The organism is Denitrificimonas caeni, assembly GCF_905120345.1.
GTDB classification, from domain to species: Bacteria; Pseudomonadota; Gammaproteobacteria; order Pseudomonadales; family Pseudomonadaceae; genus Denitrificimonas; species Denitrificimonas caeni_A.
Map to the genome: position 1 here is coordinate 449,314 of NZ_CAJHOA010000002.1, position 17,851 is coordinate 467,164.

The 17,851-nt window shown below is 50.9% G+C and carries 15 protein-coding genes; 12 read left to right on the forward strand and 3 right to left on the reverse strand.

What is annotated here, in order from left to right; genetic code table 11:
• The first annotated feature begins 67 nt into the window (after window positions 1-67).
• The 5 genes from JYJ62_RS05700 to JYJ62_RS05720 all read left to right on the forward strand — a co-directional run bounded on the left by JYJ62_RS05700 (window position 68) and on the right by JYJ62_RS05720 (window position 4,883).
• On the forward strand, window positions 68-937 hold the full coding sequence (locus JYJ62_RS05700; RefSeq protein WP_205341229.1) for an MBL fold metallo-hydrolase: 870 nt from the start codon (window positions 68-70) through the stop codon (window positions 935-937).
• 119 nt (window positions 938-1,056) lie between these two features.
• The gene (locus JYJ62_RS05705) at window positions 1,057-2,976 is read left to right on the forward strand and encodes an ATP-binding cassette domain-containing protein (protein WP_205341330.1); all 1,920 of its coding nucleotides are present in this window, start codon (window positions 1,057-1,059) and stop codon (window positions 2,974-2,976) included.
• The gene (locus JYJ62_RS05710) at window positions 2,973-3,545 is read left to right on the forward strand and encodes a mechanosensitive ion channel family protein (RefSeq protein ID WP_205341230.1); all 573 of its coding nucleotides are present in this window, start codon (window positions 2,973-2,975) and stop codon (window positions 3,543-3,545) included. Before JYJ62_RS05705 ends, JYJ62_RS05710 begins: the two co-directional genes overlap by 4 nt.
• 5 nt (window positions 3,546-3,550) lie before the next feature.
• Window positions 3,551-4,315, forward strand: coding sequence for a TerC family protein (locus tag JYJ62_RS05715; RefSeq protein ID WP_205341231.1), 765 nt, complete (start codon window positions 3,551-3,553; stop codon window positions 4,313-4,315).
• Between the two features lie 67 nt (window positions 4,316-4,382).
• Window positions 4,383-4,883 (forward strand): YaiI/YqxD family protein, encoded by a 501-nt coding sequence (locus JYJ62_RS05720; RefSeq protein WP_205341232.1) that lies wholly within the window; start codon window positions 4,383-4,385, stop codon window positions 4,881-4,883.
• On the opposite strand, the gene JYJ62_RS05725 is transcribed toward JYJ62_RS05720, so the two are convergent.
• The gene (locus JYJ62_RS05725) at window positions 4,845-5,309 is read right to left on the reverse strand and encodes a thioesterase family protein (RefSeq protein ID WP_205341331.1); all 465 of its coding nucleotides are present in this window, start codon (window positions 5,307-5,309) and stop codon (window positions 4,845-4,847) included. The genes JYJ62_RS05720 and JYJ62_RS05725 overlap by 39 nt on opposite strands.
• A 158-nt stretch (window positions 5,310-5,467) precedes the next feature.
• Window positions 5,468-6,121 (reverse strand): isoprenoid biosynthesis glyoxalase ElbB, encoded by a 654-nt coding sequence (gene elbB, locus JYJ62_RS05730; RefSeq protein ID WP_205341233.1) that lies wholly within the window; start codon window positions 6,119-6,121, stop codon window positions 5,468-5,470.
• A gap of 204 nt (window positions 6,122-6,325) precedes the next feature.
• Here elbB and JYJ62_RS05735 point away from each other — a divergent pair, with 204 nt between their 5' ends.
• A complete protein-coding gene (locus tag JYJ62_RS05735) occupies window positions 6,326-8,260 on the forward strand; it encodes a DNA topoisomerase III (RefSeq protein ID WP_205341234.1) in 1,935 nt (644 codons plus the stop codon).
• A gap of 255 nt (window positions 8,261-8,515) precedes the next feature.
• Window positions 8,516-10,048 carry an MFS transporter gene (locus JYJ62_RS05740; RefSeq protein ID WP_205341235.1) on the forward strand — a complete coding sequence of 511 codons (1,533 nt, stop codon included), beginning with the start codon at window positions 8,516-8,518 and terminating at the stop codon, window positions 10,046-10,048.
• A 155-nt stretch (window positions 10,049-10,203) separates the two neighbouring features.
• Here JYJ62_RS05740 and JYJ62_RS05745 read toward each other — a convergent pair whose 3' ends face one another.
• Complete coding sequence (locus tag JYJ62_RS05745; RefSeq protein ID WP_205341236.1) at window positions 10,204-10,704, reverse strand: hypothetical protein; 501 nt, start codon at window positions 10,702-10,704, stop codon at window positions 10,204-10,206.
• A 255-nt stretch (window positions 10,705-10,959) separates the two neighbouring features.
• Between JYJ62_RS05745 and JYJ62_RS05750 the strand changes: the two genes are divergently transcribed.
• From JYJ62_RS05750 to hslU, 5 genes are all read left to right on the forward strand, one after another.
• Complete coding sequence (locus JYJ62_RS05750) at window positions 10,960-13,179, forward strand: primosomal protein N' (RefSeq protein ID WP_205341237.1); 2,220 nt, start codon at window positions 10,960-10,962, stop codon at window positions 13,177-13,179.
• Window positions 13,180-13,282: 103 nt separating this feature from the next.
• Window positions 13,283-15,025 carry an arginine--tRNA ligase gene (argS, locus tag JYJ62_RS05755; RefSeq protein WP_205341238.1) on the forward strand — a complete coding sequence of 581 codons (1,743 nt, stop codon included), beginning with the start codon at window positions 13,283-13,285 and terminating at the stop codon, window positions 15,023-15,025.
• Window positions 15,026-15,688 (forward strand): SPOR domain-containing protein, encoded by a 663-nt coding sequence (locus JYJ62_RS05760; RefSeq protein WP_205341239.1) that lies wholly within the window; start codon window positions 15,026-15,028, stop codon window positions 15,686-15,688.
• A gap of 222 nt (window positions 15,689-15,910) precedes the next feature.
• Complete coding sequence (gene hslV / locus JYJ62_RS05765) at window positions 15,911-16,441, forward strand: ATP-dependent protease subunit HslV (protein WP_205341240.1); 531 nt, start codon at window positions 15,911-15,913, stop codon at window positions 16,439-16,441.
• Window positions 16,442-16,460: 19 nt separating this feature from the next.
• Window positions 16,461-17,798 carry an ATP-dependent protease ATPase subunit HslU gene (gene hslU, locus JYJ62_RS05770; protein ID WP_205341241.1) on the forward strand — a complete coding sequence of 446 codons (1,338 nt, stop codon included), beginning with the start codon at window positions 16,461-16,463 and terminating at the stop codon, window positions 17,796-17,798.
• Window positions 17,799-17,851 lie beyond the last annotated feature (53 nt).

Here is a 17,851-nt window from a genome sequence, read left to right on the forward strand (position 1 = left end):
AGTCCCGTAAGACTGCAGTGTTGCGGGGTTGAACATTGATTAGATGCAAATAAGGAGCACAACAACAATGAGAACCTTAACCACCCTCCAAGGCAACAGCCAAAAACTGGATGGCGGCGCCATGTTTGGCAACGCACCAAAAGCCCTATGGCAGCGCTGGATGCAGCCGGATGAACTGAATCGTATTGATCTCGGTTGTCGCGCGTTACTGGTGCAAGAAGAAGGTCGTAATATTTTAATTGAAACCGGTATTGGTGCTTTCTTTTCACCAGAAATGAAAGAGCGCTTTGGCGTGCAAGAAAGCCATCACGTATTACTCGATAGCTTAGCCGAGCAGGGTTTGACTGACCAAGATATTGATATCGTGGTTCTCACCCACCTGCATTTTGATCATGCCGGCGGCTTACTCTCAGCATGGCAAGACGGTCAACCTGCGCAGTTGTTATTCCCTAATGCAGAGTTTATTACTGGCGCTGGTCAATGGCAGCGCGCGAATAACCCACATGCCCGTGATCGCGCATCCTATATTCCAGAATTACTGGTGCTATTAAAAGACTGTGGACGTTTACATTTGGTTGAAGATGACAGCGAAAGCTTCCCTTTATTAGGTGACGGCTGGCGTTTGCATTGGAGTCATGGTCATACGCCTGGGCAAATGTTACCTGAAGTGGCGATGCCCGATGGTCCAGTCGTGTTTCCAGGTGATTTAGTCCCCGGCGCACCTTGGGTGCATTTACCGATCACCATGGGTTACGACCGTTTCCCTGAAGGTTTGATTGAAGAAAAACAAGCACTCTTAGATGATTTATACGCCCGTAATGGCCGCCTCGTGTTCACTCATGATCCAGACGTAGCGATTGGCGCGATTGCTCGTGATGATCGCGGTCGCTATAGCGTGGTCGATATACAACCTGCGGCAGAAAAACTCGCTAGCTAAGCCAGTACCCAAATGGGCAGTCATTGACCTGGCTGTCCTGCTTGTCAGCTCCTGCACCACTAACTAAATATCTCGCGCCGCATATTGGTAAAGGCTACGAAACTGCTAAACTGCGCGGCATGATACGAATCTCAGAACTTACCCTACAACGTGGTCCTCTTCGCTTACTGGAAAATGCAGAATTAACCCTGCACCCAGGGCATAAAGTCGGCTTAATTGGCGCCAATGGCGCTGGCAAATCCAGCCTCTTCGCCTTACTGCGCGGTCAATTGCATCCCGATGCAGGCGATTGCGCTTTACCGGCCAACTGGCGTATTGCGCATATGCGCCAAGAAATCGATGCGCCCGATCGCAACGCGATTGATTATGTCCTCGATGGCGACACGCACTTACGTGATATTCAACAACAGTTGGCCAGTGCCGAGCAGCTGCACGATGGTGCTGAGCTGGGCCGTTTGCATGCCGAACTGGATAGCGCCGATGCCTATACCGCAGATGCGCGCGCGCGCAAATTATTGGCTGGTTTAGGTTTCCTCGAAGAGCAAATGGACAACCAAGTCAACAGCTTCTCCGGCGGCTGGCGCATGCGTTTAAATCTAGCGCAAGCCTTGATGTGTCCTTCCGATTTACTGCTGCTCGATGAGCCCACCAACCACTTAGACCTTGATGCGATTCTCTGGCTGGAAGGCTGGCTACAAAACTACACTGGCACCTTACTGCTGATTTCCCACGACCGTGACTTTCTCGATGCTGTCGTCGGCCATATCGTGCATGTCGACCAGCAGAAACTGACCCTGTACCGCGGTGGCTACACAGCTTTTGAACGCGCACGCGCCGAACGCATGATGCAACAACAGCAAGCCTTCGAAAAACAACAAGCCCAGCGCGCGCATATGGAAGACTTCATTCGCCGCTTTAAAGCCAAAGCCAGTAAAGCACGGCAAGCACAAAGCCGGGTCAAAGCCTTGGAGCGTATGGAAGACATCGCGGCGGCGCACTTTGACTCACCCTTTGATTTTATTTTCCGTGAGTCCAATAAAGTCTCCAGTCCGCTGCTGGATCTGCATAATGCCCAGCTCGGTTATGACCCAGCACAGCCTATTTTAAGCAATGTAAAGCTGCAGCTGGTGCCTGGGGCGCGGATTGCTTTACTCGGCCCCAATGGTGCCGGTAAGTCGACCCTGATCAAAAGCATTATGAATGATCTACCCCTGCTGGGCGGCAAGCTCACCTGCGGTGAAAACCTCGTGATCGGCTATTTTGCTCAGCATCAATTGGACTCGCTTGATCCCAAGGCCAGCCCCTTACTGCATGTACAGCGCATCGCTCCCGATGAGCGCGAGCAAGTATTGCGCGATTTTCTCGGCGGTTTTGATTTCCGTGGCAAACGCTGTGATGAGCCGGTGCTGAATTTCTCTGGCGGTGAAAAAGCCCGTTTAGCCTTAGCGCTGATTGCGTGGGGCAAACCCAACTTACTGCTGCTCGATGAGCCGACCAACCACCTTGATTTAGAAATGCGCCAAGCGCTGAGCATGGCGCTGCAAGAGTTCTCCGGCGCACTGCTGCTGGTCTCGCACGACCGTCACTTGATTAAAAGCACGGTTGATGAGTTGTACCTTGTTGCCGAAGGTCACGTACAAGAGTTTGAGGGTGATCTTGAGGATTACAGCAAATGGCTCAGCGATTACCGTTTGCGCCAGCAGGCCAGCGTCACTACGGGCGATGTGGATAACTCTGACAAAGTTGACCGCAAGGCTCAGCGTCAAGCGGCGGCTGACATGCGTAAACAGCTGGCACCCCTGCGTAAACAAGCCGATACACTGGAAAAGCAACTGGATAAAATTCAAAAAGAATTAGTGGCGTTGGAAACCATCTTGGCCGATAACAGTCTCTATGAACAGGCACAAAAAGATCAACTTAAGATCTATCTGAGCCAGCAAAGCCAACTGTTACAGCAACAATCGCAACTTGAAGAAACGTGGCTAATGCACTTAGAAGAGCTGGAGCTATTACAGAATGAGCTTGAGGCCAACCTATGACGCAATGGTTTGAAGAGTGGGCGGTGGACTGGTTTAGCTTGTTAATTCCAGGCGGGCAAATTCTGTTAATTGCTCTCACCGCCTGGTTATTACAGCGCTTATTAGCGCGCGGCCTGACCAGTTTGGCCGGACGCTACCATATGCCGCCGAGCATGCTACTACCGCTGCGCGGCGCGATCCGTTGGTTGGTGATGGGTAGCGCCTTGATGCTGATCTTGGAGCGCTTCGGTGTCTCCGCCAGCGTACTCTGGACGGCTCTGACTGGTTTTGTCGCAGTGGCGGCGATTGCCTTCTTTGCGATATGGAGCGTACTGTCCAACATTTTCTGTGCTGCGCTGATCTTCACCGTTGGCCCGTTTCGTCTTGGCGACCGTGTTGAGGTGTTGGAAAGCGCTGACAAACTTGGCGTTCGTGGGCGCGTGGTGACAATCAATATCTTCTACACCACCCTTGAGGATCTAAGCGAAGGCAATGAAGGTGCGCTGCTACAAATACCTAACAGTTTATTTTTTCAAAAAGTTATCCGGCGCTGGCGTGGTCCAGAGCTTCCTCAACCCTCTGAGAAATAACCTCTATGGAATGGCTGACTAACCCAGAAATCTGGATTGCCTTTTTCACCCTAACCGCACTGGAAATTGTGCTGGGTATCGATAATATTATTTTTATTTCGATTCTAGTCAGCCGCCTACCCGTCCACCAGCAAGCTAAAGGCCGCATCATTGGCTTAAGCCTCGCCATGGGCACACGTATTTTGTTGCTGCTTTCCATCACTTGGATTATGCGTCTGACCAACGACCTGTTTGCAATTATGGGGCAAGGCTTCTCAGGGCGTGATTTGATCTTATTCTTTGGTGGTTTATTTCTTTTATTTAAGAGTACCAGAGAGATTTGGCACAGCGTTGAAGGTGAAGAAGAATCTGCACAGGGCGCAGGCGTTAAAGCCGGTTTTGTCAGCGTGATCTTACAAATTGCCGTGATTGATATTATTTTCTCACTGGATTCTGTAATTACCGCGGTGGGCTTGGTACAGCATGTGCCGGTAATGGTCGCGGCGATTATGATCTCTATTCTGATTATGATGCTGTCAGCCAGCACCATCAGCGCCTTTATTGAAAAACACCCTTCGCTCAAAGTGCTGGCCTTATCTTTTTTAATTGTGGTCGGTACTTTATTGATTGCCGAAGCCTTTGGCGTGCATGTGCCAAAAGGCTATATCTACTTTGCTATGGCGTTTTCTTTAGGCGTTGAAGCGCTCAATATTAAAATGCGTAACGCAGTGAAGCTCAAGCGCTCTTTAACTGCGTCACACGCGGTTGATAAAGACCTGCCCACGCCATAAAACACCATGCAATACACTGCCTCTCAGCGCTCCAGCAGCGCTGAGATCATGTTCTGGAGTAATTGTTATGCGCGTCTGGATTGATGCCGATGCCTGTCCACGCTTAGCCCGTGATCAAGTGATCAAGTTCGCTTTAAAGCGCAACTTCTCAGTCATTTTAGTCGCCGGACAAGCCCAGCCACGGCCCAACTTTGCCTGTGTACAACTGATTGTCGTCCCCAGTGGCCCAGATGCCGCCGATGACTATATCGTGGAAAACGCACAGGCCAATGAACTGGTGATTTGCAGTGATATTCCACTGGCCGATCGCCTACTTAAAAATAAAGCGATCGCACTGGATCCGCGTGGCAATGAGTTTACCGAGCGCAATATGGGTGATCGCTTAGCCATGCGTAATCTATTTACCGATTTGCGCGATCAAGGGCAGATGTCCGGCGGCCAACGCGCCTATGATGAGCGCGACAAGCAAGCTTTTGCCAATGCCCTGGATCGCATTCTTACGCGTCTAGCCAAACTGCCCAGCAATGCCTCAGCCAACCAAGTAAGTGCCAGTACTGACAGCAATTAAATACCCTTCATCGTTGTGCAACTCGGTGCGCACCACCGCCACTTTATTACCCGTACGCAACACCGTGGCCACCGCATCAAAACGTTGGCCGCGTCCTGGGCGCAAATAGTCAACGCGCATATCAATGGTGCCCAACTTCGACATGCTCATCATTCGCTCAACGACCGGCAGTTCAGGTAGACGCTGCAAGGCACCAATTAAAGCCATAGCACCACCGGCCACATCTAAAATCGAAGCAATCACGCCACCATGCAAAATACCTTGAATATGATTGCCCACCAACTCTTCGCGCATCGAGACATGCATACGTACGTGTTCAGTGGACAATGAATCCACTTGAATCCCTACTAAGCTGTTAAAAGGTATTTGATCAAAAAAATACTGCGCCGCTTGCAGTAACTCTGGAGCCAGTTCTGTTGCATTCATCACAGAGTCATCCTGCCTGTATTGTGTTTAATGACCGTATGTTAGAAAACCATTCAACACAATTGGTTTTTATTGTTCAATACAGCACTAAAGATTGTGCTCACCTGCGGCGAGTAGATTGCGCACGACAGTCGGCAAGCACATGGTGTGCCTGGCAATTAGGCCATGGCGAGAACCTGTTCAACCAGTTTATTAATCCCTTTCGCCGCTTCAGCGATCGATTGCGCCAGCATATAAGCTGGAGTGGTCACCAAACGGTTGGCCTCATCTACCACAATGCCATCCACCGCACAGTCTTGATGAACCGCACCCATTTGCGTCATCACTGCAGCAGTATCGGCATCATTACCAATGGTGCAGCTGACGCCTTGGCCAAAAATTTTCGCGGATAAGGCTGGCGAGATACAGATTAAGCCGACAGGTTTCTTCGCCTCTTTAAATTGCAGAATAGCTTTTAAGGTATCCTCTTGCACGCTGCAGTCAGCGCCTTTACTGGCAAAATCTGACAGATTACTCGCCACACCAAAACCACCAGGCAAAATCACCGCATCAAAATCCGCAGCTTTGAGCTCGCGTATATCACGCGATTTACCACGAGTAATTCGCCCTGACTCAACCAGCACATTGCGCTGCTCATCCATTTTCTCGCCAGTTTGATGATTAATCACCGCTGCTTGGGCGATATCAGGCGCGAAATATTCAACCTGCGCTCCCAACTGATCCAATCGTAAAGCGGTCAGTACCGTCTCATTAATTTCTGCGCCATCAAAGACACCACATCCCGATAAGATGATCGCTACTTTCTTGCTCATGATGCTCTCCTCGCTTATTAAATGTGTGACTTTATTCATACCACGAGGCAGCGCTTTACGCCAATCGTGATTTACCTAATGCCTCTCACCTACCTGCACCACGCAAGACAAGCATTAAAAATCAGCTAGAGTTAGAAAAAAACTGCCTGCCCTCTATACTGATGCAGTGTTGTGCGCTATTGCCAGTCAAAGTGGGTAAATTAAGTGATCCTATATATAGCGGAGAAGCCCAGTGTCGGTCGAGCGGTGGCTGAGGTCTTACCTAAGCCACAGCAAAAGGGCGATGGTTTTATTAAAGTCGCCAACGGCGATGTGGTGACTTGGTGCATCGGCCACTTACTCGAACAAGCCGAGCCTGAAGCCTATAACCCCGAGTATAAAAAATGGTGTAAAGCGCACTTACCCATAGTCCCCACTGAATGGCAACATCAGGTTAAAGCCGCGACTAAAAAGCAATTTAACGTGGTAAAAAAACTGGTGAAACAAGCAGATGTCTTGGTCAATATGGGCGACCCCGATCGTGTTGGCCAAATTCTGGTTGATGAAATCATTAACTATTGTGACGTGCCTAAAGACAAGCGCATGGCGGCACAGCGCTGCTTAATCAGCGACATGAACCCCGATGCAATCAAACGCTCACTCAATGATATGCGCCGCAATAGCGATTTTATCCCCCTCGCCACCTCAGCCCTAGCACGCGCCCGTGCCGATTGGTTGTATGGGATTAATATGACGCGGCTCTGTACCTTGCAAGGCCAAGCCAGCGGCTATCAAGGCGTGCTCTCGGTTGGCCGCGTGCAAACGCCGATCTTAGGTTTGCTGGTGCACCGTGATCTTGAGATTGAGAACTTTGTCACTCAGCCTTTTTATGAGGTTTTTATTGAACTGCAAACAGACAAAGCGCAAAGCTACAGCGCCAAATGGAAACCCAGCGCCGCCTGTGAAGACTATATGGATGAAGACGGCCGCGTGCTGTTAAAAAAGCTCGCGGAAACCGTCCTGAGAAAAGTGATTAACCAACCCGGTCAGGTCGTAGCCGTCCGCCAAAGCGTGAAAAAACAAGCCGCGCCCCTGCCCTATAACCTATCGTCATTGCAAATCGATGCCTCCAATCGCTTTAATTTCAACGCACAAAAGACCTTGGACATTTGCCAAAAGCTCTACGAAACCCACAAGCTGCTGACCTACCCACGCTCCGACTGCCGCTACTTACCTAAAGGCCACTACAGCGATAAGCATTCAGTCACTCAGGCCATTGCGCAAAGCAGCCCTGCACTGGCTCAGGCCGTTAAAAACGCTGATTTATCACTCAGATCTAAAGCCTGGGATGACGCCAAGGTCAGCACCCACCACGCCATTATTCCCACCAGTCGCGCGGTTGATGCCAGCCGTTTAGCCGCCGATGAACAAAAAATCTATGCCTTAGTCGCTCGGCAATACTTAATGCAGTTTTACCCGCCCTTTAGCTATCAGGAAAAGCAAATTGATACTGAGGTGGGCGGCGGTCTGTTTATCAGTCGGCAAAAAGAAGTGCTGCACAACGGCTGGAAAGCCCTGCTGCCCGAGCGCAAAGCCAACCCTGAAGACACAGAGTTTTCGGCGCTACAACTCCCCAAGGTCGTCAAAGGCGAAAACGTGTTCTGTACCGATGGCCGTTTGCATGAAAAACAAACCAGCCCTCCCAAGCATTTTACTGACGCCACTTTACTCGGTGCCATGACCGGCATCGCGCGCTATGTCGCTGATCCTGAGATCAAAAAAGTGCTGCGTGAGACCGACGGTTTAGGCACCGAAGCCACTCGTGCAGGGATCATTGAGTTGCTGTTTAAGCGCGGTTTTCTGATCAAACACGGCAAAGAAATCCATGCCACTGAAGTCGGCCGACGTTTAATCTTGGCTCTGCCTGAAGTGATGGTCTTACCCGATATGACTGCGCACTGGGAATCGCAGCTTGAAGCCATTGCAGAAAAGCGCATCAGCTATAAGCAATTTATGACGCCCATGCTGGATGGACTGAATAGCTTGGTTGAGCAGGTTGCGATGATTCGCTTTGCTGGCTTGCAAGGTCAGGGCAAGGCACCGGTGCGTAGAAAGAAGACGATAAAGCGGAGCGTTAGAAGTCCAGCAAAACCTGTATGACACACCCTGATCACTTAATTTAGTAACCTTGGGTCATCAAGCGTTGTTACTCGATCACTTAAAAAACTATTGTGCGGCCATTACCATGACAAGCTGACGAACCATCAATGGGTTTATTGCCCTGTACTCAGCGCACTTTGGCAAAGTATAGTCGCCCGCGTGCTGTCACACAGACTCGGGCGCAAGTGCACGCTCGTGCTAGATTTACACCTCTAGATTTACACGCGCGATCGCAACCTCATTTTTAGGTGAACTATGTCCACGCCCTCCCCCGATCCTAAGCGCTGGCTCGTACTTATCGCGGTGATGCTGGCATTTCTGCCGGTTGTTTTGGACATGACCATCCTCCACGTTGCTGTGCCGACCCTGACTCAGGCGTTACGGGCGAGTAATACTCAGGTGCTGTGGATTATCGATATTTATCCGCTACTCATGGCGGGCCTGCTGGTGCCGATGGGGACGCTAGCCGACCGGATTGGTAACCGACCTATGCTGCTGATCGGGCTTGCGGTCTTTGGGGTTGCATCGGGGCTGGCCGCCTTCGCGCCCAACACGGCTATGCTGATCGCCGCCCGTGTGCTGCTGGCGCTGGGCGGAGCGATGATCATGCCTTGCGTGCTGGGCATCATTCGCCGCACTTTTGAGGACGCCGCCGAGCGCGCGATGGCGCTCGGCCTATGGGGCATGGTCGGCGCGGCGGGCGCGGCGTTGGGTCCGCTGATTGGCGGCGCGCTGCTGGAACATTTCTGGTGGGGGTCAGTTTTTCTGATCAATGTGCCGCTGATGCTGGTGGTGGCGCCGGTGTGTTTTCTGCTGCTGTCGCGGGTCGAGGTGACCACGCCCAGCGCTTGGCCCATCGGACAGGCTCTTTTACTGATTGTGGGCATGATTGCGCTGGTGTACGGCATCAAGGCGGGCTTCGGCGCAACGCAAAGTCTGTCGGTCGTAATGCTTATTGTCACCCTAGGCATTGCGCTGCTGATTCTATTTGCACGCCAGCAATTACGCTCGGCCACGCCCATGCTGGATCTGACCTTATTCTCGCATCCAGCCATCATTGCGGGGATGATTATGGCGATGGTCTCAGTCGGCGCACTGGCTGGCGTTGAGCTGACGCTGGCGCAAGAGCTGCAATACGTGCTGGATAAAACACCGCTGCAGGCAGGGATTTTTATGATCCCCATTATGGCAGCAGCCGCGGTTGGCGGCCCAATCGCCGGTCGTTTATCGAATCTTTTCGGCCTACGCCCGCTGGCCTGCCTGTCGCTATTTATCGCGGCCGGAGCCCTTGCTGGATTGGCCTTCAGCGATTTTCATGCTCCAGGCTTAGTGGTTCCTGTGCTGCTGGCGCTTCTGGGTCTGACGCTGAGCATCGGGTTGACCGCTTCCTCTATCGCCATTATGGGTTCGGTCGAAGCCAGCAAAGGCGGCGCCGCGGGTTCATTGGAGGCGACCAGTTACGAGCTGGGTACGGGGCTTGGTATCACCTTATTTGGTGTTTTTATGTCGAGTGCTTTTGCTCGAGCACTGCGCGTGCCTGCAGATTTAGCACCCGATCTGGCCCGACGCGCGGCGCGCTCTATTGGAGATACCTATCTAGTCGCAGCTGAGCTGTCCGCCGATCAGGGCGCGGCACTCATCGCCGCAGGTAAGGCGGCCTTCACAACAACGCATACGCTACTGCTCTCGACCTCAGCAGGGATGATTGGCCTATTAGGCATCGTCGTATTTTTCCTGTTGGCCAGCTATCGGGGCACCAGCGTTAGTTCGCATAAGGATGCAGCTTGAGGGATGATTTGACCTTGGCATGTCCAGCACTGCAAAGTCGCTGGCAAGGTGCCCAGACTGACTGAGTGTTGACGCCCTACTGACGTTTTCAGCAGCAATCTATGCATCCACTGAAAACGCCTTATTAGCTTAAATAAATGCGCCACTATCAATAGTTAAAACGTACCCATTTGCAGCGTGGTCATGGCCATAACCTTATCATCCTGAGTCGCTTTGAGCGTCACATAGTACGCATGTCCCTTACCGCCAGAGCATGGCGGCATATAGGCACCGGCTGTATCCCAGTCCGGGTTGCGATGCGCTTCAAGCACTTTAAACGCGGCAGGAAGATCGAAGGTATGCCCAGCAACAGAGGGTATTGTCACCTCGTTTGCCGATGAATCAAGCATAAACGATATCCGCCCATGCCCGCCTTTATCCATCGGCGCATAGTCGCCATCGCTGTATTCCAGCACGATTGCATTCGAGCCAGCGGGAATGCCCTTGATAATCAGTGGCGGTGTTGCGGGATTTTGACCACCAAATTTCTGGCATTGCTCCCCTGCAGGGACTTTAATACCGTCCCATGTGTCATCGGCAAATTTAGCATCAAAAGCCAATGCCTGAGTGCTGACAATAGATACCATGCCGAGTGCGATAAAAAGGTTGGATGTCATAAATAAAAGTACCTTTATTGTTGTGTATGAATGTGAAAATTTATTTACTAAATTTTATTTTTCTCAAACAGTTTAAGTGAACTATCGTAAGCCAGCCAAGACACTGGGCCGAATGAGGACATATCCGTCTAAAGCTTGTCTGCCGGTTACAAAACTTAGACAGCCTTTGCTCTGTCAAAGCGCAATCAACTCGGCCCCTAAGCAACTTCGCAAATGATGCGCTAAGATAACGCCATTATGCCTAAGGGTAACGCTGTGTCTGATCTCTATTTACGTATCGCCTTGCCCTCACCGCTACGCCGGCTATTTGATTACCGTGCGCCAGCGCACATCGCGGTGACGGCATGGCAGCCTGGTGTGCGCGTGCGGGTGCCCTTTGGCCGGCGTGAAATGGTCGGTGTTCTGGTCGAAACGAGCAGCGTCACCAATGTGCCCAGCAATAAGCTAAAAGATGCGCTGGAGTTGCTCGACCAGCAGCCGTTACTACCGCCAAGCATGATGCGTTTATGTATTTGGACCGCGCAGTATTATCAGCACAGCTTAGGCGATACTTTTAGCTGGGCGTTACCCACACTACTGCGTCAAGGTGAAGCGGCGCAAGCACGTCAGCAAAAAATCTGGCTGGCAAAATTACCACTCAATCTCGAAGATCCGCAATTAACCCGTGCACCACGCCAACGTGATGCCCTGAAGGTATTAGCCCAGCATGCTCAAGGCATTGCCCATGAACGTCTTGAGCAGTTCGATATCAGTAAAGACAGTGCCACGGCGTTACTCAAAAAAGGTTTTGTCATCCAGCACGTGCGCCAGCTACAAGACTTAGCGCATAAACAGCCAAGCCTTGCCCAGCCCGAACTGCCATTAAATGATGAACAGCTCGCGGCATTTAATGCAATCAACGCCAATAACCAAACCTTCAAAGCCTACTTATTAGCTGGCGTCACTGGCAGCGGTAAAACTGAAGTGTATTTACAGCTGATTCGTGAAGCCTTAGTCGCCGGCAAACAAGTGCTGGTGCTGATTCCTGAAATCAACCTCGGGCCACAAACCTTAGAGCGCTTTACTAAGCGTTTTAATGCGCGCATTGCTTTGTTGCACTCCAGCGTCAATGATCGTGAACGTTTAGAGGCATGGCTGGCCGCACGCTCGGGACATGCCGATATTATTATTGGGACACGCTCAGCGCTGTTTACCCCGATGAAGAAGCTCGGCCTGATCATTATTGATGAAGAGCACGATGCCTCGTATAAACAGCAGGAAGGTCTGCGCTACCATGCTCGCGACCTAGCACTGGTACGTGCTCGTGCTGCTAATGTGCCGATTGTTTTAGGTTCGGCGACGCCCTGTTTAGAAAGCCTGCATAATGCCCATAGCGGACGCTTTGCTTTACTGCGCTTAACCAAGCGCGCCGGTGGTGCCAGTCAACCGCAGTTTATTCGTATGGATGTGCGCAGTTTGCCACTGGACTCTGGGATTAGCGCGCCATTGCAGAAAGAAATCGGTAAAACGCTAGAAGCGGGCCAGCAAGTTTTAGTCTTTCTTAACCGTCGTGGTTTTGCTCCAGTGTTGATGTGCAATGACTGCGGCTGGATGAGTCAATGCTCAGAATGTGATGCGCGCCTGACATTTCATCAGCGCTACAACGAATTGCGCTGCCACCACTGTGGCCACACTGAAGCACGTCCACATAACTGCCCCGAGTGCGGTAAAGTCGACTTGCGTCCGATTGGCGCCGGCACCGAACGCGCCGAAGAGCGTTTACAGATTTTATTTCCCGATACGCCGGTGCTGCGCATTGATCGTGACAGCACCACACGCAAAGGCTCAATGGATGCTTTATTGACCACCATTGGCAGCGGCCAACCGTGCATTATGATTGGCACGCAAATGTTGGCTAAAGGTCATCACTTCCCTCGCGTGACATTAGTGGCGATCTTAAATGCCGATGGCGGTTTGTTTTCTGCTGATTTCCGCGCCAGCGAACGGATGGCGCAACTGATTATGCAAGTGGCCGGGCGTGCCGGGCGTGCCGGTGATCCGGGACGCGTGATTATTCAAAGTCAACTGGCGGATCATCCGCTATTGGTGCAACTCAGCGAGCAAGGCTATTTTGCCTTTGCTGAACAGGCTCTGAGTGAGCGCCGCGCCACCGGCTTACCGCCCTTTAGTCATTTAGCGCTGTTACGTGCCGATGCCTTAAAAGCCGAACTGGCCGATGTATTTTTAGAAGATGCTTACAGCATTGCTGAACAATTAATTAAGCTGCACAGTATTGAAGGTGTTGAGCTATTAGGGCCGATTACCTCACCCATGGAACGTCGCGCCGGCCGCTACCGTGCACAACTGTTGCTGCAAGCCAGCAGCCGCGCACAATTACACCGTTTACTGACACCCTTATGCAGTAACTTAGAAAACCTCACCAGCGCCAGACAAAGTCGCTGGTCAATGGATGTCGACCCGATCGATTTATTTTAAAGCACAGCAGATCGCGCTTGCCGCTTGAAGCCTGCGCGTCTGGCGTCGATAATAGATTATTTATTCAGCGTTCATTCGCGACTCGCCTTCGTTAAGAGAAATTATGAAAGACAGTATCCGCACCCTGATTCAACACGCAGTCAATCAACTTACTAGCGAAGGCATCCTTCCCGAAGGACTGACTGCAAACATTCAAGTCGAAAACACGCGGGATAAAACCCACGGCGACTTCGCCAGCAATATCGCCATGATGTTGGCTAAACCGGCAAAAATGAAGCCGCGTGATTTAGCTGAGCTGCTGATTAAAGCCCTGCCGGCCGATCCGCAAGTCAGTCAAGTGGCCATCGCTGGCCCAGGCTTTCTAAATTTTTTCCAAAACCATGCGGCACTGGCGCAGCGTTTAGATGCAGCCTTAAGCGATAGCCAGATTGGCGTACCGGAGCAGCAACCGGCACAGCGAGTGGTGGTGGATTTATCCTCGCCCAATCTGGCCAAAGAAATGCACGTCGGCCATTTGCGCTCAACCATTATTGGTGATGCCGTGGCGCGAGTGTTAGAGTTTTTAGGTCACGATGTGATTCGCCAAAACCATGTCGGCGACTGGGGTACTCAGTTCGGCATGCTTTTAGCCTATCTGCAAGAAAATCCTAGCGCACAAAACAGCCAGCTGTCGGATTTAGAAGAGTTTTATCGTGCCTCCAAGCAGCGCTTTGATGAGTCTCCCGAGTTTGCTGAGCGTGCCCGTGGCTTAGTGGTGAAACTGCAAGCTGGTGATCCAGAGTGCTTACGTTTGTGGCAGCAATTTAATAAAGTGTCACTCAGCCACTGCCAAGAGCTCTACGACCGTCTTGGTGTAAAGTTGGGCATGGACGATGTGCGCGGTGAAAGCTCATACAATGCTGAGTTGGCGAATATCGTCGACAGCCTACGTAACAAGGGCTTGCTCACCGAAAGTGATGGTGCGCAGTGTGTGTTTTTAGATGAATTTAAAAATGCTGAAGGCCAGCCTTTGCCAGTCATTGTGCAAAAAGCCGGCGGTGGTTATTTGTATGCCACCACTGATTTGGCTGCGATGCGTTACCGCAGTCAAACACTGCATGCTGACCGAGCGCTATATTTTGTTGATCAACGCCAAGCCCTGCACTTCCAAATGGTCTTTGCCGTGGCACGCCGTGCTGAATTCGTCAGCCCGAGCATGCAACTGGAACACATGGGTTTTGGCACCATGAACGGCCCCGACGGTCGCCCGTTTAAAACTCGCGACGGCGGTACTGTCAAGCTAGTAGACCTACTCAATGAAGCCGAGCAACGCGCTTACGCTTTGGTTAAAGAGAAAAACCCAGAACTGGCCGAAAGCGAACTGCAGAGCATTGCTCAAGCTGTTGGCATTGGCGCGGTTAAGTATGCGGATTTAAGCAAGCACCGCAGCAGTGATTACTGCTTTAACTTTGAACAAATGCTCAGTTTTGAAGGTAATACCGCACCGTACTTGTTGTATGCCTACACCCGTGTTGCCAGTGTGTTTAGACGCACAGACTTGGATATGAATGGCGAACTTCTCGGCAGCATAGTGTTAGACAGTGAAGCAGAACAAGTCTTGGCGGCAACCCTGCAACGTTTTAGCGAAGTGCTGTACAACATTGCCGACAAAGGTACACCGCATATTCTTTGCACATATTTGTATGAGTTGGCTGGTCAATTTTCAAGCTTTTATGAGCATTGCCCTATTTTGTCTGCTGAGAACGAAGCGACTCGTCACAGCCGTTTACGCCTTGCTGCTTTTACCGGTCGTACGCTTAAACAGGGCCTTGAGCTACTCGGTTTAAAGACCTTGGAGCGTATGTAAATGGCTGCACGTAAAAAGACTGCGCCGAAAAGAGGTGCGAGCCGCTACCAAGCGCCAGCGAATAAACCCGTGCACCCTCTAGTTTGGGTGATCAGCGGCCTGATCATTGGTATCTTCATGATGTCATTGTTTAAGCTGGATCCCGGTGATGATGCGATTAAGCGCAAAAAATCAGTCGCCGAGAGTAAAAAACCTATTGCTTCAGAAAAAAAAGAAGCATCGGCTAACAAACCTAAATTTGAGTTCTATACCTTGCTGTCTGAATCAGAAGTGATTGTACCAGCAGAGGCTTTACCTGAAAAAACACCGCCACCGCCTACCCCAGTTGAATTGGAAGCGGTGAAAAAAGCCGATGCAGTGCGCGCTCAAGCAATACTGGATGGCAAAACCCCACCTGCACCGGTGGTGAAAAAAGAAGTTAAAACTCAATTCTACCTGCAAGCGGGCTCTTTTCCTGAACGCTCCAAGGCTGAAAGTGTTCGAGCACAACTGTTGCTGAGCGGCCAAGATGTACGTATTGAGTCAGGGCAAGTCGCGGATAAAACTTGGTATCGCGTGTTAGTCGGTCCTTTTGTCAGCCGTGAACAACTGGCAGTCGCACAAAAACAACTGGCAAATAACGGTTTTAATAACCTACTCCTGCAACAACGTAAAGGCGGCTGATACTCGCGTTTGCAGGTATCGCGTAAACACGCTGCCTGCAAACGCTAAGACTGTAACCTTGCGCGTAGTGTGTCTTGAAACTATGCCTGCCACTACGGGTCTTAATTGTACGTAAAGTGTGCAGCATCCCTATGTTTTTCAAGCTCAACCCTTGAAGCCTGCTCCTAGCATCCCCATCTGTTAATAATCCGGGTGTATACCCATCAGCGAGGAGAATGTCCCTTGACCACAATTGTTTCAGTTCGTCGCAACGGCAAAGTCGTTATGGGTGGTGACGGTCAAGTATCCCTTGGCAATACCGTTATGAAAGGCAATGCAAAAAAAGTTCGTCGTTTATACAACGGCGAAGTACTGGCAGGTTTTGCCGGTGCTACAGCAGACGCTTTTACTTTATTTGAGCGTTTTGAAGGCCAGCTCGAAAAACACCAAGGTCATCTGGTGCGTGCGGCAGTTGAGTTAGCCAAAGACTGGCGGACCGACCGATCACTAAGCCGTCTCGAAGCCATGCTGGCAGTAGCCAACAAAGACGCTTCTTTAATTATTACCGGTAATGGGGATGTGGTAGAACCGGAGCACGGCTTGATTGCAATGGGTTCAGGCGGCGGTTTTGCCCAAGCGGCAGCCATGGCTTTATTAGAAAACACTGAACTCTCAGCACGTGAAATTGCTGAAAAAGCCTTACATATCGCCGGTACAATTTGTGTATTTACCAACCATAATCTGACCATCGAAGAGCAGGATAGCGCTATTTAAGCGCACCTCGGAGACCACTATGTCCATGACACCCCGTGAAATTGTGCATGAGCTCAATCGCCATATCGTTGGCCAAGATGATGCCAAACGTGCTGTTGCGATTGCTTTGCGCAACCGCTGGAGACGCATGCAGCTGTCCGCCGACCTGCGCAATGAAGTCACCCCAAAAAATATTTTAATGATTGGTCCAACCGGTGTCGGTAAAACTGAAATTGCCCGACGTTTAGCAAAACTGGTTAACGCTCCTTTTATTAAAGTTGAAGCGACCAAGTTCACCGAAGTGGGTTATGTCGGTCGTGATGTTGAATCCATTATTCGTGATTTAGCTGACGCTGCGATAAAAATGCTGCGCGAGCAAGAGATGAAAGGGATGCGCAGCCGTGCTGAAGATGCGGCTGAAGAGCGTATTTTAGATGCTCTTTTACCGCCTGCACGCTCAGGCTTTGATGAGCAACCAGAGCGCACCGACTCAAGCACACGTCAATTATTTCGTAAACGTTTACGCGAAGGTCAGCTCGACGATAAAGAAATCGAAATCGAAGTAGCCGAAGCACCGATGGGCGTAGAAATCATGACCCCGCCGGGCATGGAAGAAATGACCAGTCAGCTGCAGAATTTGTTTTCTGGCATGAACAAAGGCAAAACCAAAAGTCGTAAGCTACGCGTCGCCGATGCGCTAAAACTGATTCGCGATGAAGAAGCAGCGCGTTTAGTCAACGAAGAAGACCTTAAAGTGCGCGCGCTCGAAGCCGTTGAACAGCACGGTATCGTCTTCCTTGATGAAATCGATAAAATTGCTAAACGCGGCAACACTGGCGGTGCCGACGTTTCACGCGAAGGTGTACAGCGTGATTTACTACCGCTGATTGAAGGCTGTACCGTCAATACTAAACTGGGCATGGTCAAAACCGACCATATTCTGTTTATTGCCTCGGGCGCCTTCCACCTCAGTAAGCCCAGCGACTTAGTGCCTGAATTGCAAGGTCGCTTACCGATTCGAGTCGAGCTGAAAGCCCTGACACCGGATGATTTTAAGCGCATTCTCAGTGAACCGGATGCCTCACTGACTGAGCAGTACGTTGCGCTACTGGCGACTGAAGGTCTTAATATCACCTTTACCGCGAGCGGCATTGAACGTATTGCCGAGATAGCTTGGCAGGTCAATGAGAAAACCGAGAATATCGGTGCCCGTCGCCTGCACACGTTACTCGAGCGCTTGCTGGAAGAAGTATCCTTTGATGCGGCAGCATTGGCAGAGAAATACAGCACTAACGCTTTAGAAATCGATGCAGCCTATGTTGATGAGCATCTGGGCGAACTGGCCAAAGACGAAGATCTGTCGCGTTATATCTTATAAGTCGGTACTGTTATATCAGCGCTACATCCAGCGCTGATATAACAGCCCAAAGT